The 22,661-nt window shown below is 71.3% G+C and carries 18 protein-coding genes and 1 rRNA gene; 10 read left to right on the top strand and 9 right to left on the bottom strand.

Annotation, left to right across the window (positions count from 1 at the left end; translation table 11 throughout):
* Positions 1-77: ribosomal RNA gene (gene rrf, locus AB0C27_RS55775) — 5S ribosomal RNA — on the top strand; the annotation flags it as partial.
* A 219-nt stretch (positions 78-296) separates the two neighbouring features.
* On the opposite strand, the gene AB0C27_RS55770 is transcribed toward rrf, so the two are convergent.
* On the bottom strand, positions 297-926 hold the full coding sequence (locus AB0C27_RS55770; protein ID WP_357863468.1) for a LysE family translocator: 630 nt from the start codon (positions 924-926) through the stop codon (positions 297-299).
* An 83-nt stretch (positions 927-1,009) separates the two neighbouring features.
* On the opposite strand from AB0C27_RS55770, the gene AB0C27_RS55765 reads away from it, so the two are divergent.
* Positions 1,010-1,480, top strand: coding sequence for an Lrp/AsnC family transcriptional regulator (locus AB0C27_RS55765; protein ID WP_357863465.1), 471 nt, complete (start codon positions 1,010-1,012; stop codon positions 1,478-1,480).
* Positions 1,481-1,825: 345 nt separating this feature from the next.
* Here AB0C27_RS55765 and AB0C27_RS55760 read toward each other — a convergent pair whose 3' ends face one another.
* The gene (locus AB0C27_RS55760; RefSeq protein WP_357863462.1) at positions 1,826-3,295 is read right to left on the bottom strand and encodes a phosphodiester glycosidase family protein; all 1,470 of its coding nucleotides are present in this window, start codon (positions 3,293-3,295) and stop codon (positions 1,826-1,828) included.
* Positions 3,296-3,556: 261 nt separating this feature from the next.
* On the opposite strand from AB0C27_RS55760, the gene trpS reads away from it, so the two are divergent.
* Together trpS and AB0C27_RS55750 are read left to right on the top strand one after the other, a co-directional pair.
* Positions 3,557-4,519, top strand: a complete 963-nt coding sequence (gene trpS / locus AB0C27_RS55755; protein ID WP_357863461.1) for a tryptophan--tRNA ligase — start codon at positions 3,557-3,559, stop codon at positions 4,517-4,519.
* Positions 4,520-4,742: 223 nt separating this feature from the next.
* Positions 4,743-5,507: a hypothetical protein gene (locus AB0C27_RS55750; protein WP_357863458.1), complete on the top strand. Its 765-nt coding sequence runs from the start codon at positions 4,743-4,745 to the stop codon at positions 5,505-5,507.
* A 10-nt stretch (positions 5,508-5,517) separates the two neighbouring features.
* Here AB0C27_RS55750 and AB0C27_RS55745 read toward each other — a convergent pair whose 3' ends face one another.
* From AB0C27_RS55745 to AB0C27_RS55735, 3 genes are all read right to left on the bottom strand, one after another.
* Positions 5,518-7,134, bottom strand: coding sequence for a PucR family transcriptional regulator ligand-binding domain-containing protein (locus AB0C27_RS55745; protein WP_357863455.1), 1,617 nt, complete (start codon positions 7,132-7,134; stop codon positions 5,518-5,520).
* A gap of 65 nt (positions 7,135-7,199) precedes the next feature.
* Entirely contained in the window at positions 7,200-8,828 is a 1,629-nt protein-coding gene (locus AB0C27_RS55740; RefSeq protein WP_357863452.1) for an AMP-binding protein, read from the bottom strand.
* A 13-nt stretch (positions 8,829-8,841) separates the two neighbouring features.
* Complete coding sequence (locus AB0C27_RS55735) at positions 8,842-9,543, bottom strand: TetR/AcrR family transcriptional regulator (RefSeq protein ID WP_357863448.1); 702 nt, start codon at positions 9,541-9,543, stop codon at positions 8,842-8,844.
* A gap of 55 nt (positions 9,544-9,598) precedes the next feature.
* On the opposite strand from AB0C27_RS55735, the gene AB0C27_RS55730 reads away from it, so the two are divergent.
* From AB0C27_RS55730 to AB0C27_RS55715, 4 genes are all read left to right on the top strand, one after another.
* Positions 9,599-11,050 (top strand): MFS transporter, encoded by a 1,452-nt coding sequence (locus AB0C27_RS55730; RefSeq protein WP_357863445.1) that lies wholly within the window; start codon positions 9,599-9,601, stop codon positions 11,048-11,050.
* Positions 11,051-11,157: 107 nt separating this feature from the next.
* Positions 11,158-12,438, top strand: a complete 1,281-nt coding sequence (locus AB0C27_RS55725; RefSeq protein WP_357863442.1) for an aspartate aminotransferase family protein — start codon at positions 11,158-11,160, stop codon at positions 12,436-12,438.
* Entirely contained in the window at positions 12,435-13,943 is a 1,509-nt protein-coding gene (locus AB0C27_RS55720) for a CoA-acylating methylmalonate-semialdehyde dehydrogenase (protein ID WP_357863439.1), read from the top strand. Before AB0C27_RS55725 ends, AB0C27_RS55720 begins: the two co-directional genes overlap by 4 nt.
* Positions 13,944-14,077: 134 nt before the next feature.
* Positions 14,078-15,232: an extracellular solute-binding protein gene (locus AB0C27_RS55715; RefSeq protein ID WP_357863437.1), complete on the top strand. Its 1,155-nt coding sequence runs from the start codon at positions 14,078-14,080 to the stop codon at positions 15,230-15,232.
* 197 nt (positions 15,233-15,429) lie between these two features.
* Here the strand turns inward: AB0C27_RS55715 and AB0C27_RS55710 are convergent, their stop codons facing one another.
* Positions 15,430-15,630 carry a hypothetical protein gene (locus AB0C27_RS55710; protein WP_346112470.1) on the bottom strand — a complete coding sequence of 67 codons (201 nt, stop codon included), beginning with the start codon at positions 15,628-15,630 and terminating at the stop codon, positions 15,430-15,432.
* 212 nt (positions 15,631-15,842) lie between these two features.
* A complete protein-coding gene (gabT, locus tag AB0C27_RS55705) occupies positions 15,843-17,171 on the bottom strand; it encodes a 4-aminobutyrate--2-oxoglutarate transaminase (RefSeq protein ID WP_357863434.1) in 1,329 nt (442 codons plus the stop codon).
* Between the two features lie 92 nt (positions 17,172-17,263).
* Here gabT and AB0C27_RS55700 point away from each other — a divergent pair, with 92 nt between their 5' ends.
* On the top strand, positions 17,264-19,105 hold the full coding sequence (locus tag AB0C27_RS55700; RefSeq protein ID WP_357863431.1) for a PucR family transcriptional regulator: 1,842 nt from the start codon (positions 17,264-17,266) through the stop codon (positions 19,103-19,105).
* Here the strand turns inward: AB0C27_RS55700 and AB0C27_RS55695 are convergent.
* Complete coding sequence (locus AB0C27_RS55695) at positions 19,071-19,697, bottom strand: TetR/AcrR family transcriptional regulator (RefSeq protein WP_357863428.1); 627 nt, start codon at positions 19,695-19,697, stop codon at positions 19,071-19,073. The two genes, AB0C27_RS55700 and AB0C27_RS55695, sit on opposite strands and share 35 nt — an antisense overlap.
* Positions 19,698-20,050: 353 nt before the next feature.
* On the opposite strand from AB0C27_RS55695, the gene AB0C27_RS55690 reads away from it, so the two are divergent.
* Positions 20,051-21,478 carry an aldehyde dehydrogenase family protein gene (locus AB0C27_RS55690; RefSeq protein ID WP_357863426.1) on the top strand — a complete coding sequence of 476 codons (1,428 nt, stop codon included), beginning with the start codon at positions 20,051-20,053 and terminating at the stop codon, positions 21,476-21,478.
* An 85-nt stretch (positions 21,479-21,563) separates the two neighbouring features.
* Here AB0C27_RS55690 and AB0C27_RS55685 read toward each other — a convergent pair whose 3' ends face one another.
* Complete coding sequence (locus AB0C27_RS55685; protein ID WP_357863423.1) at positions 21,564-22,457, bottom strand: trypsin-like serine protease; 894 nt, start codon at positions 22,455-22,457, stop codon at positions 21,564-21,566.
* Positions 22,458-22,661 lie beyond the last annotated feature (204 nt).

Genomic DNA, 22,661 nt, shown 5'->3' with positions numbered 1-22,661 from the left:
CGAACCCGGAAGTTAAGCTTCCCTGCGCCGATGGTACTGCACTCGGGAGGGTGTGGGAGAGTAGGTCACCGCCGGACAATCTTTTGAGGAGAGGGCCCCGACGCTTCACAGCGTCGGGGCCCTCTCCTGCATGTCCGCGTGTATGGGGCGGATTCCGGGCATGACGGCTTTCTGGTAGCGGCTGTCACGGGAGGCCATCACTCTGCAGGCGTGTAGCGTCCTTCACCTTCGGGGCGAACTTCCAGGTCAGCGCGGCGGGAACGCCGGCGCTTGAGGCCGCTGCGATCGTGAAGTGGCTAATGGGTGCTGAGGGTGGCGGCTGCGACGACGAGTAGCAACGTGCCCGACACGGCCGAGACGCGGCGGGCCGCCTTCGGGGTGCCGGTCAGGGCGTGGCCGGCTCGGGCCGTGAGGGTGGCGACCAGGCCGTAGAGCAGGGCGCAGTTCACGATGTGCAGCAGGCCGAGCGCCGCGAGCTGGAAGCCGAGCGGCACCCCCGTCCCCGTCGAGATGAACTGCGGCATCAGCGACAGGTACAGCAGCAGGCCCTTCGGGTTGAGCAGGGCCGTGAGCAGGCTCTGCCGCAGAACCTTGCCGGACGGCTCGGCGGTGGGCGCCGCGAGCGTGTGGCCGCCGCGGTTCCGCAGCGCCATCAGCGTTCTGACAGAGAGGAAGACCAGGTAGGCGGCTCCGGCGTACTTCATCGCGGGCAGCGCGGCGGGTACGGCGCGCAGTGCGGCGGCCAGCCCGGCGGCGGCCATGGCGGTGTGCACGGCGTAACCGCCGCAGATGCCGGCCACCGCGGTCAGACCGGTCCTGCGACCCTGGCCGAGCGAGCGCGCCATCACGTAGAGCATGTCGGGCCCCGGGGTGCAGATCAGCAGGAGGTCCATCCCCAGGAACAGCAACAGGAGGTGGGTGTCCATACCGGCGACGCTAGCCGAAACGGGCTGGCACACGATGGTGGATCCATGCCCGTGCGGGGCCGTCCGTGGCAGGATGTTGCGCTATGGACGCCATCGACCGCAGAATCCTCCAGGAGCTTCAGCGGGACGGGCGGCTCAGCAACACCGAGCTGGCCGATCGGGTGGGGCTCACGCCGTCGCCGTGCCTGCGCCGGGTGCGTCACCTTGAGCGGACGGGCGTCATCCGCGGCTACCGGGCGCTGCTCGACGGGGACGCGATCGGGCGCGGCTTCCAGGCGTTCGTGACGGTGGTGATGAGGTACGAGGACCACGACACCGTCGCGGAGTTCGAGCGGCGGGTGGCGGAGATGCCGGAGGTGGTCGAGGCGCACCGGCTCTTCGGGGATCCGGACTTTCTGCTGCGGGTGGCGGTGGCGGATGTGCACGCCTACGAGCGGTTCTACTCGGAGACGCTGTCCGGGCTGCCGGGGGTGGCGCAGGCCACCTCACATCTGGCGATGAAGGCCATCAAAGCGGACACCGGCTTGCCGGTCACCGACAGCCGGGCGCGCTGACCCCAACACCCCAACGTCAGGGCCAGGGCCCACCCGCCACAGCTGGACCTCATGCGAGCATGAGTCACGGTTCTGTGAGCGGGGGCCGCTGGTCCCGCCGCGGTCGGCGTGGCTGCCGGTTCTGCTGCGGCGGGGCCTGTGGGTGGGGCTGCCGGTCCTGTTGCGGAGCGGTCTGTGGGCAGGTCGTAGGTCTTCCTGCGGTACGCGGACCTGTGGCCCGCCCGGCCGCCGCGGACTCCGTGCCGCGTGAGGCCGCAGCGTACCGCATGCGGCCGTAGCGGATTCCGTACCGCATGAAGAAGGGACCCGCAGGTCGCCTGCGGGTCCCTGCGAGCGGAGGGAGGGTTACTGGGGCAGGACCAGGAGGGCGTCGCCGACGCCGCGTTCGGCGCCGTCGGACGGGCGGTTGACCACCTTCTTGTCCACGAACAGGGCGGTCGAGCCGCCGCCGTCCAGGTTGATCGCCTGCGTGGCGCCCAGCCAGCGCATGAACTGGGCCGCCTCCACGAAGTTCGCCCCCACCGTCACCCCGGGCTGGCGCCCGTCGATGGCGGCCAGGATGAGGCTGCCGTTCCTGGTGGTGCCGAGGAGGGTGCGCGGGTGGCGGCGCAGGATCATGTTCATCGAGTCGTGCCCGTCGCGCTTGGCGGTGATCTTCGTCTTGCCGTTGCGGACGAGGCCGACGCCGCCGGCGATGACGTTGAGGTCGGGGGTGAGCTTGAGTGCCTTCTTGGTGCGCAGGTCCACGACCTTGGTCACCACGTCGACCTTCCACTCCTGCCAGGCGTGCTCGTTGAGCCAGTCGGAGCCGACGCCGTTGCCGTGCAGCACCCGCGTGCCCTTGGCCACCGCGGCGCCCGAGGCGCGCAGGCCGGTGACCCGGCCGCCGGCGTCGAGGACGGCGTCGGTGCCGCCGGTGGGGGTCTTGGCCCCGTACTCCTCGGTGTAGAGGACCAGCTCGTCCGTGGCCGCGGCCCGGTTGATGCCGTTGACCTCGACGCGCTCGCCGTCCTGGGAGATCGCGGTGACGTCGGTCTTCAGTTCGGTGATCTTGGCGGTACGGCCTCTGAGCACCACGGCCGAGCGGCCGGGCACGGCCTCGCTCAGCAGCCTGCCGCCGACGACGGACGCGCCGACGGGCTCGCCGCGCAGCGCCTTGTCGGTGTGGATGTTGAAGAAGCCGCCATTGATCGCGACCACGGCCTTGCCGGCCTTGGCCATCGAGGAGACGGTCTCGCGCTTGGCCACGCTGGTGCCGAGCGTGGCGGCGTACGAGCCGCGGAACGTCCGCGCGTCGATCATGACGACCTTGACGTCCCAGGGGCCGGTGGTCTTGAGCCCGTCGTCGCCGAGGTAGTCGACCTTGACCTTCAGCCCGGCCTCCTTGAGCTTCTTGGCGCTCTTCTCGGCCTTCTTCTTGTCCTTGAACGACCACAGGCCGACGCGCACCATGTAGACGGTCTGGGAGGGGGCGTCGGCGACGCCGGGGCGGACGACCTTCTGCAGGCTGGCGGTCTCGCCGGCCGCCTCCACCTCGGCGACCCTGGCCTCGGCCGTCGGGAGCATCCCGTAGTCACGGCCGCTCGGCATGAGAACGGTCACCGTGTAGCCGTCGGTGGACGAGCCGGCTTTCACGTCGTACAGGTCGATGCCCTGCGTCACGGTGGTCATCGTCTTGGTCGGCACAGCACGTGCGCCCAGCGGGAACTTGGCCGACGGGAACCTCACCGACTGCAGCTCCGCGGTCGCGGGCAGCGCGGTGAGGGGGAGCGCCGCGGCCATGGCCAAGCCGGCGGCGAGGGTACGTCGAGACATGAACTCTCCAGAGGGCGGAAAAGGGACCGCACCATAGTGGCGAGATCATGGTCTCCAGGGCAGGAGAACGCGCGAAACGAGTAAAGAGGTTACGAGATTGACACCACACCTGGATATGATTCGGATATGACTCGCAACTGCATGTGGTGGCGGCCGACAGACGGCCGCTGACATTCGCATGCAAGGGCCGTCCCTGGGACGGCCCACCGACGCGGGCGGCTTCTCTCCGGGACGGCACGATTCCGGAGGAGAAAAGACCTGATGAACGACCTCGTGCTCACCGGCGACCGCCCGACCGGGCCGCTGCATCTCGGCCATTACTTCGGCTCGCTGGCCAATCGGGTGCGGTTGCAGGAGCGCTACCCGATGTTCGTGCTGATCGCCGACTACCAGGTGATCACCGATCGCGACGTGCCGGGCGAGATCCGCAAGCACACCACCGAGCTGCTGCTCGACTATCTGGCGGTGGGGATCGACTCGGCCAAGGTGACGATCTTCCAGCACAGCGCGATCCCCGAGCTGAACCAGCTCCTGCTGCCGTTCCTGAGCCTGGTCTCCGTGGCCGAGCTGCGGCGCAACCCGACCGTCAAGGACGAGATCGCGCACAGCTCGCAGGCGGCCGTGAGCGGCCTGATGTTCACCTATCCGGTGCACCAGGCGGCCGACATTCTGTTCTGCAAGGGCACGCTGGTGCCGGTGGGCCGGGACCAGTTGCCGCACGTGGAGGTGACGCGGCTGGTGGCGCGGCGCTTCAACGAGCGCTACGGCGAGGTGTTCCCGCTGCCCGAGGCGCTGATGGGCGAGCAGCCGCAGCTCAGAGGGATGGACGGCGGCAAGATGAGCAAGAGCCGGGGCAACGCGATCCCTCTGTCGGCCACCGAGGACGAGACCGCCGCCCTCATCCGCAAGGCCGTCACCGACCCCGACCGGGTGATCACCTACGACGAGGAGCGGCGTCCCGGGGTGGCCGGGCTGCTCACGCTGGCGGGTCTGTGCCTGGGCCGGTCGCCGGCCGAGCTCGCCGAGGAGATCGGCGACGGCGGCGCGGCCACGCTCAAGCGGGTGACGACCGAGGCGGTCAACGAGTTCCTGCGGCCGATCAGGAAGCGCCGCGCCGAGCTGGGCGCGGGCGACGTCCGGCTGATTCTGGCCGAGGGCAACGAGCGGGCCAGGGAGCGGGCGGTGCGCACGCTGGAGGAGGTGCGGGTCGCGATGGGCTTCTGAACGCGGTGCTTTTCCGAACGGCGCCGGCGGGAGGTCACGCCTTTCCCGGCGGCGTGCATTTCTGAAACGCGGCTGGGTGCGGATGAGGACATTTTCCGGACATTTGACGAGGTCAGAAAGCGGAAGAGCTCCGGAGATTTATCGTGTAAGTCGTGCGTCGATCCCCATCCTGGTCGGAAAGCCGATTCGAGCCCGCCCCCGCCGTTCCCGATCGGAAACTGCCATGAATGGCGACTGGCAACCGCCCGACCAGCACGTGTCCGACCAGCACCCGTCCGACGGGCGGCCACTCGACCAGCCCCCATTCGGCTGGCAGCCCTCCGACCAGCCCCCGTCCGACCGGCAGCCGGCCGATCATCAGCCCGGTCTGCCGCGGTACACGCCGCCCACTCCAGTCCTCGGCGTCATCTCCCTGCTCTGGGGCGGGATCGGCGCGCTGGCGGCGTTCTTCCCTGTGCTGCGGCTGCCGGGCGCGGCGCTCGGCCTGATCGGCGCCCTGCTCGGCGTGGTGACCATCGCGGTCAAGGTGCTGGGCGGCAAGCTGTTCGCGGCCGGCGGGGTCGTCCTGGGGGTGGCCTCGGTGGCGATCGCGGTGCTGCTCTTCCTCCAGCAGGTCGGGGAGCCGGCCGCGATCGTCCCGCCCCCGTCCACAGGCTCGGCCGGCACCACCGCCGTCCCGCTGAACGGGCCGACGGAGGTCGAGCTGGAGGTCGACGGTGACGGGGTCGAGGTCGCCTCGGTGGCGTACCGGATCGACAGCCGTTCGCGGAAGGCGGGCACCGTGGACGAGAGCTTCGTGCGGCTTCCCTACAAGCGGAAGGTGCGGCTCGGCGAGGCGCCGCTGAGCGTGTGGTTGATCGCCGGCCGGAGCGCCGAGCAGGGCACGCTCGTCTGCCGGATCACGGCGAACGGGCTCGTGCTGCAGGAGAAGCGCGTCACGGTCGACGACCTGGCCTCGGAGTGCAAGGCGGAGTGGTGGACCCCCTGACCTGCGGCCGTCAGCGGTTGTCTCTCCTGAACGACTCCAGCGCCAGCAGCGCCACGTGCAGGGACAGGCAGGACTCGACGTCGTCGAGGTCGGTGTCGAGGATGCGCTCCAGGCGGCGCAGCCGGTCGTAGAAGGCGGGCCTGGACAGGTGGGCCTTCTGCGCGGCCACGGCCTTGTTGCGCCCGCAGTCGAGGTAGACGCGCAGGATCCGGGTCAGGTCGCCGCCCCGCTGCGCGTCGTGGGCCAGCAGCGGGCCCAGCTCCCGTTCGGCGAACGTCTGCAGCCTGGCGTCGTCGCGCAGCAGGTGGAGCAGGCCGCGCAGGCGCAGGTCGGGCAGCCGGTAGTAGGCGCGGCCGTCGGGCTGGCGGACCGCGACGTCGGCCACCTGCTCGGCTTCGAGGAAGCTGCGGCGTACGTCTCTGATGGACTCGACCACCGAGCCGGCCGCCAGCACGAACGACGAGCCCGGCCGCCACAGCACGCGCAGCCGCTCGGAGAGCGAGGTCAGCGCGGGCTCGGCCTGGGTGCGCGGCGGCAGCGGCATCAGCACGCCCACGCGCTCCTGGTCGAGCGCGCCCACCAGGGCGGGCAGGCGGGCGTCGCGGCAGGCGGCGGCGGTGGCCTCGGCCAGCTCGCCGAGCTGCGCCTGCCCGTCGAGCGCCTGGTCGATCGGCTCGGTCGGCCTGATGACGACGCTGATCAGCTTGCGGCCGGTGAGCGGCACGCCCACCGCGCGGGCGCGGGCGGCGGCCTCGTCGGGGTCGGCGTAGGCGTGGGTGAGGATGCCGGTGATGATGGTGCCGTGGGCCTGGCGCTCCAGCGACTCCTGGTGACGCTCCAGCAGGCGGCCGAGGGCGAGCGTGGTGGCGGCGCGCTCGGCCAGCACCATGTCACGCGGCGACGGCTGCGCGTCGCAGAGCAGGATCAGCCGCCCCCAGTCCTGGCCGCGCGCGCCCACTGTGGTGACCAGCCAGCCGGAGGCCGGGTCGTACGCGGTGCGCTCGGCCGGAGCGACGGCCCTGGACCTGGTCTCCCAGCCCGCCAGCAGGGCGCCCGCGTCGCGCCCCGCCGACTCGGCGGCCAGGACCTGGTGCGCGAGGTTCTCCAGCAGCACCGGCCGGCCCGACAGCCGGGCCACCTGGGCCAGCACCTCGGCCGGCGAGGCGCCCTCGACCGACAGCTCGGTGAAGACCTCGTGCAGCTGCTCGGAGGCACGCAGCTCCTCAAGCTGGATGTCGATGATGCGGGCGTGCACCGACTCGGTGATCTGCACGAACGGTGTCTCGCGGGTGAGCACGATGACCGGCAGCCCGTGCTCCTCCGCCGCCTTGACCACGACCTGCGGCAGCTCGCCCACGAACCTGCGGCCCAGCTCAACGATCAGCCCGGAAGCGCCGACGGAGGAGAGCTCGCCGATGTAGTCGGCGAGCTTGTCGGGGTCTTCCGGCAGGGCCACGCCCGTGGTGAGCACCAGCTCGCCGCCGCGGAGCAGCTGGGCGATGTCGGCGATCTCGCCGACGTGCACCCACCGCACCTTGGTGTCGAGCCGGTCGGCGCCCGCGACCACGCGCGGGCTGCCCCGGCGCACGGTCTCCAGAGCGAGGACGTCGGCGATGGTGGGGAGCACGGGCCGAGCCTATCCGATCAGCCTGTAAGAACGGCGGAGGGCCGATTGACAGTCTGCCAACCCTGTCAGGAGTGAAGATCCTCTTCGCGGTATTCCCTGCGCGGCTCGCGTACCCGCAGCTCGACGCGGCGGATCTTGCCGGAGATCGTCTTCGGCAGCTCGTCGAACTCCAGCCGCCGCACCCGCTTGTACGGAGCCAGCTCCCTGCGGCAGTGCTCGAAGATCGACCGGGCCGTGGCCTCGTCCGGCTCGAAGCCGGGGGCCAGCGTCACGTACGCCTTGGGCACGGCCAGGCGGACCGGATCGGGCGCCGGCACCACGGCCGCCTCGGTCACCGCCGCGTGCTCCAGCAGCACGCTCTCCAGCTCGAACGGCGAGATGCGGTAGTCGGAGGCCTTGAAGACGTCGTCGGTCCTGCCCACGTAGGTGATGTAGCCGTCGGCGTCGCGGGTGGCGACGTCGCCCGTGTGGTAGTAGCCGTCCCGCATCGCATCACCCGATCCACCGACATATCCGGACATGAGGCCGAGGGGGCGGCGGTCGTCCAGCGGCAGGCAGATCTCACCGTCGTCGCCCTGCTCGCCCGAGACCGGATCGATCAGTACGACCTGGTAGCCGGGCAGCGGCCGGCCCATGGACCCGGGCCTGACCGGCTCGTCGGGCGCGTTGCCGATCTGCGCGGTGGTCTCGGTCTGCCCGTAGCCGTCCCTGATGGTGATGCCCCACGCCTTGGCCACCTGGTCGATGATCTCGGGGTTGAGCGGCTCGCCGGCGGCCACGGCCGTGCGCAGCGGCAGCTTCCACGCCGCCAGGTCCTCCTGGATGAGCATCCGCCACACGGTCGGCGGCGCGCAGAACGTGGTGACCCGCTCGTCGCGCAGCACCTCCAGTAGTGCGGGCGCGGAGAAGCGGTGATAGTCGTGGACGAGCACGGTGGCCCCGGCGTTCCATGGGGCGAAGACGTTGCTCCACGCGTGCTTGGCCCAGCCCGGCGAGGACACGTTGAGGTGCACGTCGCCCGGCCGCAGGCCGATCCAGTACATCGTGGACAGGTGCCCGGCCGGATAGGAGGCGTGGGTGTGCTCGACCAGCTTGGGCTGCGAGGTCGTGCCGGAGGTGAAGTAGAGCAGCAGCGTGTCGTCCGCGCGGGTCGGCGCGTCGGGGGTGAAGGTTTCGGGCGACTCGTACGCCTCGTGGTACGGCAGCCAGGTGTAGGCGTCGCCGACGGCGATCCTGGTGTACTCGCCCGGCCCGAACTTGCCCGCGTCGGCGGCGTTGGCGATGACGTGGGAGACCCGCCCGCGCTCGATCCGCTCCGCGATGTCCTTGCCGGTCAGCAGTGTGGTGGCCGGGATGACGACCGCGCCCAGCTTCATCGCGGCCAGCAGCGCCTCCCACAGTTCGGCCTGGTTGCCCAGCATGAGCAGGATCCGGTCGCCCCGGCGCACGCCCTGCTCGCTCAGCCAGTTGGCGACCTGGTTGGAGCGGGCCGACAGCCCGGCGAAGGTGTAGTCGGCGCTGCTCTCTCCGACGATCTTGAGAGCGACGGCGTCGGGGGTCTCTGCGGCGAGCACCCCGTCGAACCAGTCGAGCGCCCAGTTGAACTCGGCTGCTTGCGGCCATCGAAAGTCGCGGCGGGCGGTGGCGGGGTCGGCGCCGAGCAGGAAGTCGCGGGCGGTACGGAAATCGCTCATGCCTCGGATCCTGCTACGTGACCAGCCGCCGCTCAAGGCCGTCGAGCACCGACACGAGACCGAAGTCGAACGCGACCGCCCGCATCACCCGCGGATCCTCGTAGGTGTCCATGTCGATGCGCTCGCGCATGTCGGGAAAGTCGGCGGTCGCCCTGATCACCTGCTCGCGCATGGCGTCGGCGTCGTAGTCGTGGCCGGCCATCGTGGCGTTCCAGGCGATCTCGGGCAGGGTCATGCCGTAGACGTAGGCGGTGAACGTGGCCACGGCGTAGTCGATCTCGAACCCGGTGAAGCCGGCCCGCTTGAACGTCTGCCGCATCCGGTCGGCGACCCGCAGGGCGTTGGGCCCGAGCGCGGGCAGTCGGCCGAGCAGGCTGGCGATCCACGGGTGGCGCAGCATCACCTGGCGCACGCTGTGGGCCATGACGGAGGCCGCCTCGCGCCAGCCCACCTCGTCGGGGTCGGGGGCGGTGATCGCGCCCCACGTCGCGTCGTAGGCCAGTTCGAGGAGTTCGTCCTTGTTGGCGACGTACCAGTAGAGGCTGGTGGCGCCCGCGCTCAGCTTGGCGCCGAGCTTGCGCATGCTCAGCCCGTCGATCCCCTCCTCGTCGAGCAGGTCGAGCGCGGCTCTGACGATCTCCTCCCGGCTGCGGCCGGGGCTGGTGGCCTTACGCGGCTCGCGGAGCCACACGGAGGAGTACGCCTTGCCCGTCATACTCTCAGCTTAAATCCTCTCGCACACTGTACGAGGGTTGTCGTACAGTGTGCGAGTGAACTCGAACACTGTACGAGATCCCCGTCGCTGGTGGATTCTCGCCGCTCTGTGTCTCGCCCTGCTGGTCCTGGTCATCGACAACATGGTGCTCAACCTGGCCATCCCCTCGCTGACCGAGGAGATGGGCGCGACCCCGTCCGACATCCAGTGGATCATCGACGCGTACGTGCTGGCCTTCGCCGGGCTGCTGCTCACCGCGGGCAGCCTGTCCGACACGTACGGCCGCCGCCGCCTCCTCGTCATCGGCCTGGTCTTCTTCGGCGGCGCGTCCCTGCTCGCCGTGCTCGTCACCGAGCCCTGGCAGCTCATCGCCGCCCGCTTCCTGATGGGCGTCGGCGGCTCGCTGGTCATGCCGTCCACGCTGTCGATCCTGATGACCGTCTTCGACGAGGGCGAGCGGCGCAAGGCCATGGCCGCCTGGAGCGCCGTGGCGCTGGTCGGCATGGTGTCGGGCCCGACCCTGGGCGGCTTCCTGCTGGAGCACTACTGGTGGGGCTCGGTCTTCCTGCTGAACGTGCCGGTCGCCGCCGTCGCCGTCGTCGCCGCGGTCGTGCTGATGCCCGAGAGCCGCAGCGCGGGGCGGAAGATCGACCCCGTGGGCGCACTGCTGTCGATCACGGGCCTGACCGCGGGCGTCTACGTGATCATCGAGCGTGAGTGGAACGTCCCCGTCATCGTGCTCGCGGTCGTCGCCCTGGGCGCCTTCGTGCTCTGGGAGCGGCGCAGGGACGAGCCCATGCTGCCGCTGCACCTGTTCGCCAACCGCGACTTCAGCGGCGCGTCGTTCTCGATCCTGCTGATGTCGTTCGGCGCCGGCGCGGTCATGCTGATGCTCACCCAGTACCTGCAGTTCGTGCTCGGGTACGGCGAGATGCAGGCCGGGCTGTCCCTGCTGCCCTACGCCGTGGCCGCCGCGATCTTCAACGGCGTTGGCGCCGGGCTCGGCAAGCGGCTCAGCAACCGGGTGCTGATCGCGGCGGGGCTGCTGCTGATGGCCGGCGGCTTCGTCGTCATGGCCCTGACCACCGGCTACCTGCCGCTGCTCGCCGGCCTGGTGCTCATGGGCATCGGCGGCGGCCTGGCCGGACCCTCGGCCTACGCCTCACTCATGGGCGCCATCCCGATGGAGCACGCCGGCGTCGGCTCCGCGCTGAACGACACCGTCCAGCAGGTCGGCATGGCGCTCAGCATCGCGGTCCTGGGCAGTGTCCTGGCCGGCCGCTACACCGCGGAGATGCCCGCCGGCCTGCCGGCGGCGGCGCGCGAGTCGATCGGCGCGGCGCACGCGGCCGGGCTGGGCGAGGCCGCCGACCAGGCCTTCACCTCCGCCATGCACCTCGGCGCGTGGGTGGGCGGGGGGTTCTGCGTGGCCGCCGCGCTGCTCGCCTTCAGTGTTTTGCGCCCTGCGGCGCCGTCCGCCCCCGTTCCGGAGCCGGCCCAGGTCTGAGCGGCCCGGGTTATCGGTTTGCAGGCTGTCAGGATGTAAGGCAAGACTTCTCCCCTCCGACATGTTGCAGGGGCAGGTCGGTCCCAGAAAAAGGGATACTCGGTAGCATGTCGGAGCTTCTCGCGCGCCACCGGGCAGTGATGCCCAATTGGCTGGCCCTCAATTATCACGACCCCATCGAGATCGTCAGTGGCAAAGGCAACCGCGTCATCGACGCGGACGGCAAGAGCTATCTCGACTTCTTCGCCGGGATCCTGACCAACATGATCGGCTACGACGTGCCCGAGGTGCGCGCGGCCGTCGAGCGCCAGCTCGCCACCGGGGTGGTGCACACCAGCACCCTCTACCTGCTGCGCGGCCAGATCGAGCTGGCCGAGAAGATCGCCCGGCTGTCCGGCATCCCCGACGCCAAGGTCTTCTTCACCAACTCCGGCACCGAGGCCAACGAGACGGCGCTGCTGCTGGCCACGTACGCGCGCAAGACCGACCAGGTTCTGGCCATGCGCCAGAGCTACCACGGGCGCAGCTTCGGCGCGATCAGCGTCACCGCGAACCGGTCGTGGAAGAACAACTCGCTCTCCCCGCTCAACGTGCACTTCCTGCACGGCGCCGACCGGCACCTCACCCAGTTCAAGGGCCTGTCGGACGCCGACTACATCGCGGCCTGCGTGGACGACCTGCGCCACGTGCTGGCCACGAGCGTCTCCAACGACGTGGCCGCGCTGATCGCCGAGCCGGTGCAGGGCGTGGGCGGCTTCACCATGCCCCCCGACGGGCTGTTCGCCGCCTACAAGGAGGTCCTCGACGAGCAGGGCATCCTGTTCATCTCCGACGAGGTGCAGACCGGGTGGGGCCGGACCGGCAGCTCGTTCTTCGGCATCGGGAACCACGGCGTGACCCCCGACATGATCACGTTCGCCAAGGGGCTGGGCAACGGCTTCGCGGTCGGCGGCGTGGTGGCGCGCGGCGACCTCATGGACGCCCCGCACGCCGTGGGCCTGTCGACCTTCGGCGGCAACCCGATCGCCATGGCCGCGGCCAACGCCACCCTCGACTACGTGCTCGACCATGACCTCCAGGCCAACGCCGCGCGTACCGGCGAGATCATCATCAGCGGGCTCAAGGCCGCCGCCGAGCGCCTGTCCGTGGTCAAGGGCGTGCGCGGCAAGGGGCTGATGTTCGCGGTCGACCTGGAGACGCCCGCCCAGGCGGGCCGCTTCATGGAGCTGACCAAGCGGGCGGGCCTGCTCGCGGGCAAGGGCGGCCTGTACGGCACCGCCATCCGCATGGCCCCGCCCCTCACCCTCACGGTGGACGAGGCCACCGAGGGCCTGGGCATCATCGTCACGGCCCTGGAGACCATCGACGCGGAGGCGGCAGCTCAGTGAAGTCGGTCAAGCACTGGATCAACGGAGCCCTCGCCGACGGCGACCCGGCGCGTACCGCGGAGCTCTACAACCCCGCCACGGGCGAGGTGAGCGGCCACGTCGCGCTGGCCTCCGCCGCCGACGTGGACGCGGCCGTGGCGGCGGCCGTCGCCGCCTTCCCCGCCTGGCGCGACGCCTCGCTGACCAAGCGGGCGCAGGTGCTGTTCCGCTTCCGCGAGCTCATGTACGCCCACCGCGACGAGCTGGCCGCGCTCATCTCCGCCGAGCACGGCAAGGTGCACTCCGACGCGCTCGGCGAGGTGGCCCGCGGCCTGGAGGTCGTGGAGTTCGCCTGCGGGATCCCGCACCTGCTCAAGGGCGGCTACTCCGAGGGCGTCTCGACCCGGGTGGACTCGTACTCGATCCGCCAGCCGCTCGGCGTGGTGGCCGGCATCACGCCGTTCAACTTCCCGGCCATGGTGCCGATGTGGATGTACCCGATCGCCATCGCGTGCGGGAACGCGTTCGTGCTCAAGCCGTCGGAGAAGGATCCGTCGGCCTCGCTGCTCATGGCCCGGCTCTGGCAGGAGGCGGGGCTGCCCGACGGCGTCTTCAGCGTGGTGCAGGGCGACAAGGTCAGCGTGGACCGGCTCCTTGAGCACCCGGACGTGCGCGCGGTGTCGTTCGTCGGCTCCACCCCGATCGCCCAGTACGTCTACGAGCGCGGCACCGCGCACGGCAAGCGGGTCCAGGCGCTCGGCGGCGCCAAGAACCACATGCTCGTGCTGCCCGACGCCGATCTCGACCTGGTGGCCGACTCGGCCGTCTCTGCGGGCTTCGGCTCGGCGGGCGAGCGCTGCATGGCGATCTCCGTCGTGCTGGCCGTGGACCCGGTCGGCGACGAGCTGGTGCAGAAGATCGTCGAACGGGTGGAGAACCTGGTGGTCGGCCCCGGCGACGACCCCGCGTCCGAGATGGGACCGCTGGTCACCGGGCCGCACCGCGACAAGGTGGCCTCCTACCTGGACCTGGGCGTCGAGGAGGGCGCCAAGCTGGTCGTGGACGGCCGCGAGACGACCGTGCTCGGCGGCGGCAAGGCCTCCGAGACCGCCGGCTTCTGGCTCGGCCCCACCGTGCTCGACCACGTGCCCGCCGGGTCGCGGACGCACACGGACGAGATCTTCGGCCCGGTGCTGTCGATCGTGCGCGTCTCGTCGTACGAGGAGGGCCTGAAGGTCATCAACGACGGCCTGTACGGCAACGGCACCGCGATCTTCACCAACGACGGCGGCGCGGCCAGGCGCTTCCAGAACGAGGTCGAGGTGGGCATGATCGGCATCAACGTGCCGATCCCCGTGCCGATGGCCTTCTACAGCTTCGGCGGCTGGAAGTCCTCGCTGTTCGGTGACACGCACGTGCACGGCACCGAGGGCGTGCACTTCTACACCCGCGGCAAGGTCGTCACCTCCCGCTGGCTGGACCCCTCGCACGGCGGCGTGAACCTGGGCTTCCCCACGAACGGGTGAGCGGCGGTCACGGGGCGGGAGCGGCGCCGCTCCCGCCCCCGTGCATCGGCCACACGCCCGCCCTGTCCCCGGCTCCCCGGTAAGCTCCTGCACACGGACTAGGGGGCATCGTGAATCGTCGTCGTAATCGCGCCATGACGTGTGCCATGGCGGTCGCCGCGACGGCGCTGGTGGCCGGTGTGGGCGCGGCCCGTCCCACCCCGCCGCCGAGCGGCGCCGCCACGCCCGCTCCCACCCGCACCGCGACGCGCACCGCCACGACGACGCCCACACCCACGCCCAGCGCCACGCAGCTCGACGGCACCCTGCAGATCCTCACCTACCGCGGTTACGCCGAGTACGGCGGGGTCACCTCCAAGGTCAACTGGGTGGGCGCGTTCGAGCAGGAGACGGGCTGCAGGATCGCCCGGCTCGACACCGCGCAGACCGCCGAAGAACTGGCCAGTCGAGTCGGCGACCGCCCCTACGACGTGATCACCGCCGGGCCGGCGCTGGCGGGCGACCTGATCCAGCGCAAGCTGGTGCAGGCCATCGATCCGGCCAAGGTGAGCGGCTACCAGGACCTCGACAAGCGCTTCCGCGACATGACCACGGTGTCGGGCAAGGTCTACGGGGTGCCCTACCTGTGGGCGTACCACGAGCTCGTCTACGACCGGTCCAAGGTCAGGGGCGGCACGCCGGAGCAGGTTTTCTCGTCAGGACGTACGGCGCTGCGCGACAGCCCGATGACGATCGCGGACGCGGCGCTGGCCGAGGGGTCGGCCAAGGAGCCGTACGAGCTGAGCGAGAGCGAGCTCGACCGGGCCATGGCGCTGCTCGAACGCAACAAGGAGCGCACCTACTGGCGCAACCCGCTCGACCTGATCAAGGGGTTCGCCACGGGCCGGCTCGACTACGCCCAGGTCACCCCCTACTGGCGCCTGCTGCTGCAGCAGGCGGGCAAGTCGATCGAGGTGCTGCCCGAGCGCCGGACGACCGGATGGGTCGACTCCTGGATGCTGGGCGCCAACCTGCCCGACACCACCTGCGCCTACCGGTGGCTCAACTGGATGACCGCGACCGACGCCCAGCGCGACGCGGCGGCCTGGGCCGGGATGGCGCCGGCCAACGACAAGGCGTGCAAGGGGCGGGCCAGGCTGATGTGCGAGACGTACGGGGTGGGGGACGACAAGCGGCTCGACCGCGTGGACTTCGCCGTGCGGCCGCCTGGGGGTTGCGCGGCGGAAGACGGGGAATGCACTGATTATGCCGCCTGGGCCAAGCGCTGGCAGGAGCTGCTGGCCAAGTGAGTGGGGGCCGCTGACCCCCACGTGACCGGGCCGCGGACCCGCCCTTTTCCCCCGCTGGGCGAGGCCCGTCAAGAGGCGCCCCGGGCCTTCCCCCCGTCCCGGGGCGTCTCGGCGTTCCCGGTCGGCGTTCCCGGACGGCAGGGTCGCTGAGAGCGGTCAGGCGGCGTCGATCAGGCGGCGTCGATCAGCAGGGACGGTCAGCGGGAAGGGAAGGCCACGACGGTGGCCATGGGGGCCGGCAGCAGCGCCTCCGCGCAGTCGCCGCAGGCCAGGACGGCCGATTCGTCGGGCAGGCAGCCCACCCGCACGCGGGGCCGTGGCCACCGCTTGTGGCAGACGACGCAGGCGTCGCCGTCGCGCTGGGCCGCGGACAGGCCCTCAGGGTCGAACGTCAACATACCTCGCGCCGATCTGGTCGGACCCCAGTTCATCACGCTCCCAGCAGCCATCGCCCCTCCGTACGTCGGAACCGTTATAACCCTGACCGAGGCCATGAGCGTCCTGCTGCGCGTCAAGTCAAGGTGAATTCTCTACCCGAGTAGCGGCGGTTACACCACAAAAACGGGCATCCAGCCGCAAGGTGGATGCCCGTTTCGTTGGGGTTCGTCGGCTAGAGCGCGGCGACGGCCTTCTCCAGGATCCCGAGCCCTTCCTCCAGGAGGTGCTCGGGGATGACGAGCGGCGGCAGGAAGCGCAGCACGTTGCCGTACGTGCCCGCCGTCAGCACCAGCAGCCCCTCCGCGTGGCAGCGCCTGACGATCTCCTGCACGGCGGCCGGGTTCGGCTCCTTGGTGCCGGGCTCGACCAGCTCGATCGCGATCATCGCGCCGCGCCCGCGCACGTCGCCGATCACGTCGAAGCGCTCCTTGAGCGCCTCCAGCCGGGGCAGCATGATCTCGCCGATGCGCCGCGCCCTCGCGACCAGGTCCTCGGCCTCGATGGTCTCCAGCACCCCGAGCGCGGCCTCACAGGCGAGCGGGTTGCCGCCGTACGTGCCGCCCAGGCCGCCGACGTGCACCTTGTCCATGATCTCCGCCCGCCCGGTGACCGCGGCCAGCGGCAGGCCGCCCGCGATGCCCTTGGCGGTGGTGATGATGTCCGGGACGACGCCCTCGTCCTCGCAGGCGAACAACGTTCCGGTACGCGCGAAGCCCGTCTGCACCTCGTCCGCCACGAACACGATCCCGTTCGCCCGGCAGAACTCCGCGATTCGCGGCAGGAACCCCCTGGCCGGCACGATGAACCCGCCCTCGCCCGCGATCGGCTCGATCACCACGGCGGCCACGTTGCCCGCGCCGATCTGCTTGGTGATCAGGTCGATGGCCTGCTCGGCGGCCTCATCGGCGCAGTTCTCCGGCCCGCCCGGCCAGCGGAACGGGTAGGCGAGCGGCACCCGGTACACCTCGGGGGCGAACGGGCCGAAACCCTGCTTGTACGGCATGTTCTTGGCCGTCAGTGTCATCGTGAGCAGCGTGCGGCCGTGGTAGCCGTGGTCGAACACCACGACGCCCGGCCGGCCTGTGGCGTGCCGGGCGATCTTGACGGCGTTCTCCACGGCCTCGGCGCCCGAGTTCACCAGGAAGGTGCGCTTTTCGTGGTCGCCGGGGGTCAGCCCGTTGAGCTTCTCGCAGACCTGCACGTACGACTCGTACGGGGTGACCATGAAGCAGGTGTGGGTGAACTCGGCCACCTGCCGCTGGACCCGCTCGACGACCTTGGGGGCGGCGTTGCCGACGTTCGTCACCGCGATGCCGGAGCCGAAGTCGATCAGCGAGTTCCCGTCGGCGTCCTGCACCACGCCGCCGCCGGCGCGGGTGACGAAGACCGGCAGCGTGGTGCCGATCCCGGGCGGGACGGCGGCCAGCTTGCGGGCCAGCAACTCCTGCGACTTGGGGCCTGGGATCGCGGTCACGACGCGCCGCTCCTGGGGAATGCTCATGGCTTCGACGCTACGGCGGGCTCCCATCAGCTCCGATACGTCGATATGTCACACTGAAGTACCTCGTCTTAGCCGGAATGGATAAAAATCGCATGCCGCCTACGCTGCAGACCGTCGTGCGCCGCATGAACCTCCGGCCGCTGGCCGGAACCTCGGCGCCCGGGGTGCTGGAGGCCGCGGTGCGCTGGGTGGCGGTCAGCGAGCTCGCGGACCCGACACCATACCTGGAGGGCGGGGAGCTGCTGCTGACCACCGGCCTGCGGATGGAAGGCGACCAGTCCCACTATGTCGCCCGGCTCGTCGCCCGTGGCGTGGCGGGTCTCGGCTTCGGCGTCGGGGTCTCGCACGAGGAGACGCCGCCCGCGCTCGTGACCGCCGCCGAGCGGACCGGGCTGCCGCTGCTGGAGGTGCCGCGCGAGACGCCGTTCATCGCGATCGGCAAGGCCGTCAGCGAGCTGCTGGCCGCCGAGCAGTACGAGGAGATCAGCCGCGCCTTCGCCGCCCAGGGCCGGCTGACTCGGGCCGCGCTGCGGCCCGAGGGCATGCACGCGGTCATCGACCGGCTGGCCAGGGAGGTCGACGGCTGGGCCGCGCTGCTGGATGAGTCGGGCGAGGTCCGCCACGCCACCCGGGACGCCAGGCCGGAGGCGGTGACCCACGAACTGGCCCGGCTCCGGGGCGGCCGGCCCGCCGAGCCGTCCGGTCGCCGGGCCGAACCGGTGGCGCACTCCGTTGACGCGCGCCGTGGTGAGCAGGGCGGGCGGAGTGGTGAGCGGGTGCCGTCGAGTCTCGCGTTGTCCGCGCCCGGCGAGCACATCGTGGTGCTGCCGCTGGGCGGCGGGGGCCGGCCGCGTGGCTTCTTCGCCGTCGGGGCCAGGCACGCCTTCACGCCGGTCGCGCACACGGTGATCAACGCCGCGGGCTCGCTGCTGACGCTGGCCATGGAGCAGGGCAGGACCCGGCTGACGGCCGAGCGGCGGGTCCGCGCGGCCGTGCTGGAGCTGCTGCTGGCGGGGGAGAGCGAGCGGGCTCGGGTGGTGCTGGAGCCGCTCGGCGGACGCCTGCCCGAGGAGCCCTTCGTGGTGCTGGCGGCGCCCTCGGATGCCGCTGAGGCCGCTGAGGCCCTGGAACCGCACGCCTTCACGGCACTCCACGACGGCACGCCTCCCGTGCCGGACCGCGGCCGAGCGTCGGCCGGGGCAGCGGGCCAGGCGTCGGGTGAGGTGTCGGGTCGAGCCTCGGGTCTGGTGTCGGGTGAGGTGTCGGGTCGGGCGACAGGCCGGGCCTCGGGTCTGGCGGCGGGGCGGGTGGTGGTGGCGCTGGTCGCTCATGACGTGGCCTCAGCGGTGGCGCGGGAGGTGGCGGCGGGGGCGGAGGCACCGGTCGGGTTGAGCCGGCCGGCCGGGTACGGCGCCACCGCCCTGAGCACCGCGCTCGACCAGGCCAGGCGCGCCCTGGAGGCCGCTCGGAGCCGTGACGCCGCGGGCCGTGATGTCGCACGCCGTGACGCGGAAGGCCCCGGAGCGGGCGGGGCGGAAGGCGGGGCGGCGGGCGGGGGAAGGGGCGGTGCGGGGCACGGGGGTGGGTCCGTGGTCGGGTTCGGGGAGCTGGCGGGGCAAGGGCTGCTGGGGCTGCTCGATCCGGCCGCCGCCCAGGCGTTCTCGGCCGCGGTCCTGGCCCCGCTCACCGCGTACGGCTCCAGGGCCGACCTCGTGGCATCGCTGCGCGCGTACCTGGAAGGCAACGGTCACTGGGAGACGGCGGCGCAGCGGCTGGGCGTGCACCGGCACACCCTGCGTTACCGCATGAGACGGGTGGCCGAGTTGCTCGGCCGCGACCTCGACGATCCGGGCGTGCGCGCGGAGCTGTGGCTCGCCATGGAGGCGGCCCGCAATCCGGCTATTTCGGCTTCTCCACCAGATAGCAGCAGATAGTCGCCGTGGTCACGGCCTCGTACGTGCGGCCGTCCCGCAGGTGCCCGCCCCGCTCCAGGCTGATCGCCCCCTGGGCCGCGGCCCACAAAGCATCGGCGATCTTGCGGGGCTGCGTCGGGATCAGGTGGCCGGCCGAGATGCAGTCGGCGATCACCCGGTCGAGGATGTTGAGCGCGGCCCTGGCCAGCGTCCTCGCGCGTTCGCTCGGCTCGAAACCGGGGATCGCCCGCTCGAACATCAGGCTGTAGTAGCCGGGCTCGGACAGGCACGCCTGCCGATAGGCGGGCCCGAGCGCGTGGAGGTGCTCCAGCGGGTCGCGCCGCTGCGGCACGGCCTCCAGGAAGCGGCGGAACCGCTCGAACCCCTCCAGGTAGAGCGCCTCGGCCAGGCCCTCCCTGTTGCCGAACATCGTGTAGATGACGGTCGTCGTGCAGCCCGCCTCGGCGGCGATCCTGCGCATGGTCAGACTCTCCGGCCCGTCGGTCCGCAGCAGGTTGACGGCGACGTCGAGGAGGCGGGAGCGGAGCTCGTCGTGAGTGGCGCGCTCACCGAGGAGGTAGGCGCCCTGCAGCCCCAGCGGCGCGGAGGTCATGAGACCTCCTTCGTGCCCACGGACCTGCCCACTGACCTGCCCGCGGACTTGCCCGCGGACCTGTCCACGGAACGGCCCAAGGACCGGCTCTGCGTCCTTGTGACCTCACGTTGTTCGGTCACTGGGCCCACGCCTTTCTGATCGGGGGCCCACCGCGCTGGAGACCCGCACCCGATGACTTAGCCAAGGCGGAGATCCCTCAAACCACTCCGCATGGTAAACATCCCGAATTAGGTCTACTTCTGTTACATCCTGGGTATACAACGGAGCTTGTACTTAACGGTGAGCCCTCGTGAGGCTCTTGTGCAACGTGGTGTAAATCCCCTGCCCACGCCTTGGCATAACGTCGAGGTATGGACGTGCGTACCTTCTGGCTGGCCGGCCGCGCCGCGACCGGGGACACCGAGCTCACTGTCACCAACCCCCATGACGGCCGCGAGGTCGCCCGGCACTCCGTGCCGACCGACGCCCAGGTGGAGGAGGCCGTCGCCGCGGCCCACGCGGTGGCCAAGGAGGCCGCCGCGCTGCCCGTGCACGTACGGGCCGAGGCCTTGGCCCACGTCTCGCGCCGCATCGCGGAGCGGGCCGAGGAGATCGCCCAGCTGATCACCGCCGAGAACGGCAAGCCCATCGTCTGGGCCCGCGGCGAGGTCGGGCGGGCCGTGGCCACGTTCCGGTTCGCCGCCGAGGAGACCCGCCGCTGGTCGGGCGGCGTACAGCGGCTCGACACCGAGCCGGCGGCGGCCGGCCGCCTGGCCTACGTCTCGCGGGTGCCCCACGGCCCCGTGCTGGCGATCACCCCGTTCAACTTCCCGCTCAACCTCGTCGCCCACAAGGTCGCCCCGGCCATCGCGGTCGGCGCGCCCGTCATCGTCAAGCCCGCCCCTGCGACGCCGCTGTCCTCGCTGCTGCTCGGCGAGATCCTGGCCGAGACCGACCTGCCCGCCGGCATGTTCTCGGTGCTGCCGATCGAGAACGAGCGCGCCTCCGCCCTCGTCCAGGACCCCAGGCTGCCGGTGGTGTCGTTCACCGGCTCGGCCCCGGTCGGCTACGCAATCGCCGACCAGGTGCCGCGCAAGCACGTGACGCTGGAGCTGGGCGGCAACGCCGCCGCGGTGGTGCTGGCCGACGCCGACCTCGACTGGGCGGCGCAGCGCATCGCGCTCTACTCCAACTACCAGGCCGGCCAGAGCTGCATCGCGGTGCAGCGGGTGATCGTCGAGCGCCCGGTCTACGACGCGTTCGTCGAACGGCTGGTCCCGGCCGTCGCCGCCCTCGTCACCGGTGACCCGGCCGACGAGAAGACGCAGGTGGGCCCGTTGGTCTCCGAGGCCGCCGCGGCGCGGGTCGAGCAGTGGGTCCAGGAGGCGGTGTCGGCCGGCGCCAAGGTGCTGGCGGGCGGCACCCGCGAGGGCGCCACCGTCGCCCCGACGGTCCTGGCCGACGTGCCGCACGACGCCAAGGTCGCCTGCGAGGAGGTCTTCGGGCCCGTCATGATCCTCCAGCCGGCCGCCTCGATCGACGAGGCGTACGCGATGGTCAACGACTCCAGGTACGGGCTGCAGGCCGGCGTCTTCACCCGTTCGCTGGACGCGGCCTTCCGGGCGAACAGGGAGCTGGAGGTGGGTGGCGTGATCGTCGGGGACGTGCCGTCGTACCGGGCCGACCAGATGCCCTACGGCGGGGTGAAGGACTCGGGGGTCGGGCGCGAGGGGCTGCACTCGGCGATGGAGGACTACACCTACGAGAAGGTCATGGTGCTGACCGGGCTGAGCCTCTGACGCATGATCTGCCGGGCGGTGAGCCGTTGAAGGCCGATCCGCGGGGCGCCGCCACCTGGCCGGGTGGCGGCGCCTCAGCCTCACGTCATGCGTTCTGCGCCGTGGCGTAGAGGGCCTTGATCGTCTGGCCGAAGTACGGGCCGTACATCGTGCGCCGGTCGTCGCTGTACTTGAAGCTACTCAGCGACATGATCGTGCCCTTGCCCGTGGCCGGGTCGAACTTCGTCATCCACGGCCCGCCGCTGGAACCGGCGGTCATGTCGCAGCCGAGGCCCTGGTCGCGGCTCTGGCCGTACGGGTCGTCCTTGAGCCGGCCCGCGCAGTAGACGAGGTGGCCGCCGTCGTACGGAGGGTCGGCCGGATAGCCGAAACCGAACGCCTGGCCGCCGCGCCCCGCGTCGAACGCGATCTCCTGCGTGCCCACGACGTCGGCCACGTGCTTGCCATGCGAGGTGGCCAGCGCCACCATGCCCACGTCGTAGTTGTCGTCGCCGCCGCGCGACCAGGGGCCGGCGACGAACATGCGGCGGGCGGTGTACTGGCCGTACGGGTGCGCGCCGCGCGTCCCGTACCCGGGGACGAACGTCCAGTTCGCCGCCCACGCGCCCGCGCCGTCCTTGACGCAGTGGCCGGCCGTGACCACGACGTCCCTGTTGGCGCTCTTGACGGTGCTGGCCGAGCAGACGAAGTCGGCCCCTGCCACGGTCAGGAACACCCGGCCCGTCGTCCTGGACACCAGGCCTCCGGTCATCCAGCGGGCGCCGATCGTGCTGGTGTCGGGGCGGGCCGCGGCCATGCGGTGCGTTCCGACGAGCTCGCGCGGGACGGTCAGGTCCGCCTTGCGGCCGGTCAGCTCGGGGGTGGTGCGCAGGTCCGCGCTGCCGGTGAGTCCGCTCAGCAGGCCGTCGTCGGTCACGATGTCCAGCAGCCCGATCGGCAGGGCTTTGGCCATGCGCTCGGGAGTCCAGTAGTCGAGCACGCGCCGCTGGTCGGCGGCGGTTCTGGCGGCGACGTGCTCGACGATGTCGCCGGCCGTGCTTGTACTGCCGCGCCCGATGATGTTCTGGGTCGCGCGCCCGCCCAGGTGGGCCGGGGGGCCCGGCCGGGGGGGGGCCGGCGGGGGGGGGGGGGGCCCCCCCCAGAGCGCGGGGGCGCGGAGCCCAGCCCCAACCCCGGCCCCCGC

Origin of the sequence: Nonomuraea sp. NPDC048882, assembly GCF_040649755.1 — a bacterium.
In the GTDB taxonomy this organism is placed as follows: Bacteria; Actinomycetota; Actinomycetes; order Streptosporangiales; family Streptosporangiaceae; genus Nonomuraea; species Nonomuraea maheshkhaliensis.
The sequence above is the reverse complement of the archived record's forward strand: the minus strand, read 5'-3'. Positions and strand labels throughout refer to the sequence as shown.

What these genes read in the sequence shown, in the direction of transcription:
- AB0C27_RS55765 (WP_357863465.1), top strand. Translation starts at nt 1,010, where the DNA reads ATGGACGCCATCGACCGCAGAATCCTCCAGGAGCTTCAGCGGGACGGG.
- AB0C27_RS55760 (WP_357863462.1), bottom strand. Translation starts at nt 3,295, where the DNA reads ATGTCTCGACGTACCCTCGCCGCCGGCTTGGCCATGGCCGCGGCGCTC.
- AB0C27_RS55695 (WP_357863428.1), bottom strand. Translation starts at nt 19,697, where the DNA reads ATGACCTCCGCGCCGCTGGGGCTGCAGGGCGCCTACCTCCTCGGTGAG.
- gabT (WP_357863434.1), bottom strand. Translation starts at nt 17,171, where the DNA reads ATGAGCATTCCCCAGGAGCGGCGCGTCGTGACCGCGATCCCAGGCCCC.
- AB0C27_RS55740 (WP_357863452.1), bottom strand. Translation starts at nt 8,828, where the DNA reads ATGAGCGATTTCCGTACCGCCCGCGACTTCCTGCTCGGCGCCGACCCC.
- AB0C27_RS55725 (WP_357863442.1), top strand. Translation starts at nt 11,158, where the DNA reads ATGTCGGAGCTTCTCGCGCGCCACCGGGCAGTGATGCCCAATTGGCTG.
- AB0C27_RS55715 (WP_357863437.1), top strand. Translation starts at nt 14,078, where the DNA reads ATGACGTGTGCCATGGCGGTCGCCGCGACGGCGCTGGTGGCCGGTGTG.
- AB0C27_RS55690 (WP_357863426.1), top strand. Translation starts at nt 20,051, where the DNA reads ATGGACGTGCGTACCTTCTGGCTGGCCGGCCGCGCCGCGACCGGGGAC.
- AB0C27_RS55700 (WP_357863431.1), top strand. Translation starts at nt 17,264, where the DNA reads ATGCCGCCTACGCTGCAGACCGTCGTGCGCCGCATGAACCTCCGGCCG.
- AB0C27_RS55750 (WP_357863458.1), top strand. Translation starts at nt 4,743, where the DNA reads ATGAATGGCGACTGGCAACCGCCCGACCAGCACGTGTCCGACCAGCAC.
- AB0C27_RS55770 (WP_357863468.1), bottom strand. Translation starts at nt 926, where the DNA reads ATGGACACCCACCTCCTGTTGCTGTTCCTGGGGATGGACCTCCTGCTG.
- AB0C27_RS55710 (WP_346112470.1), bottom strand. Translation starts at nt 15,630, where the DNA reads ATGTTGACGTTCGACCCTGAGGGCCTGTCCGCGGCCCAGCGCGACGGC.
- AB0C27_RS55735 (WP_357863448.1), bottom strand. Translation starts at nt 9,543, where the DNA reads ATGACGGGCAAGGCGTACTCCTCCGTGTGGCTCCGCGAGCCGCGTAAG.
- trpS (WP_357863461.1), top strand. Translation starts at nt 3,557, where the DNA reads ATGAACGACCTCGTGCTCACCGGCGACCGCCCGACCGGGCCGCTGCAT.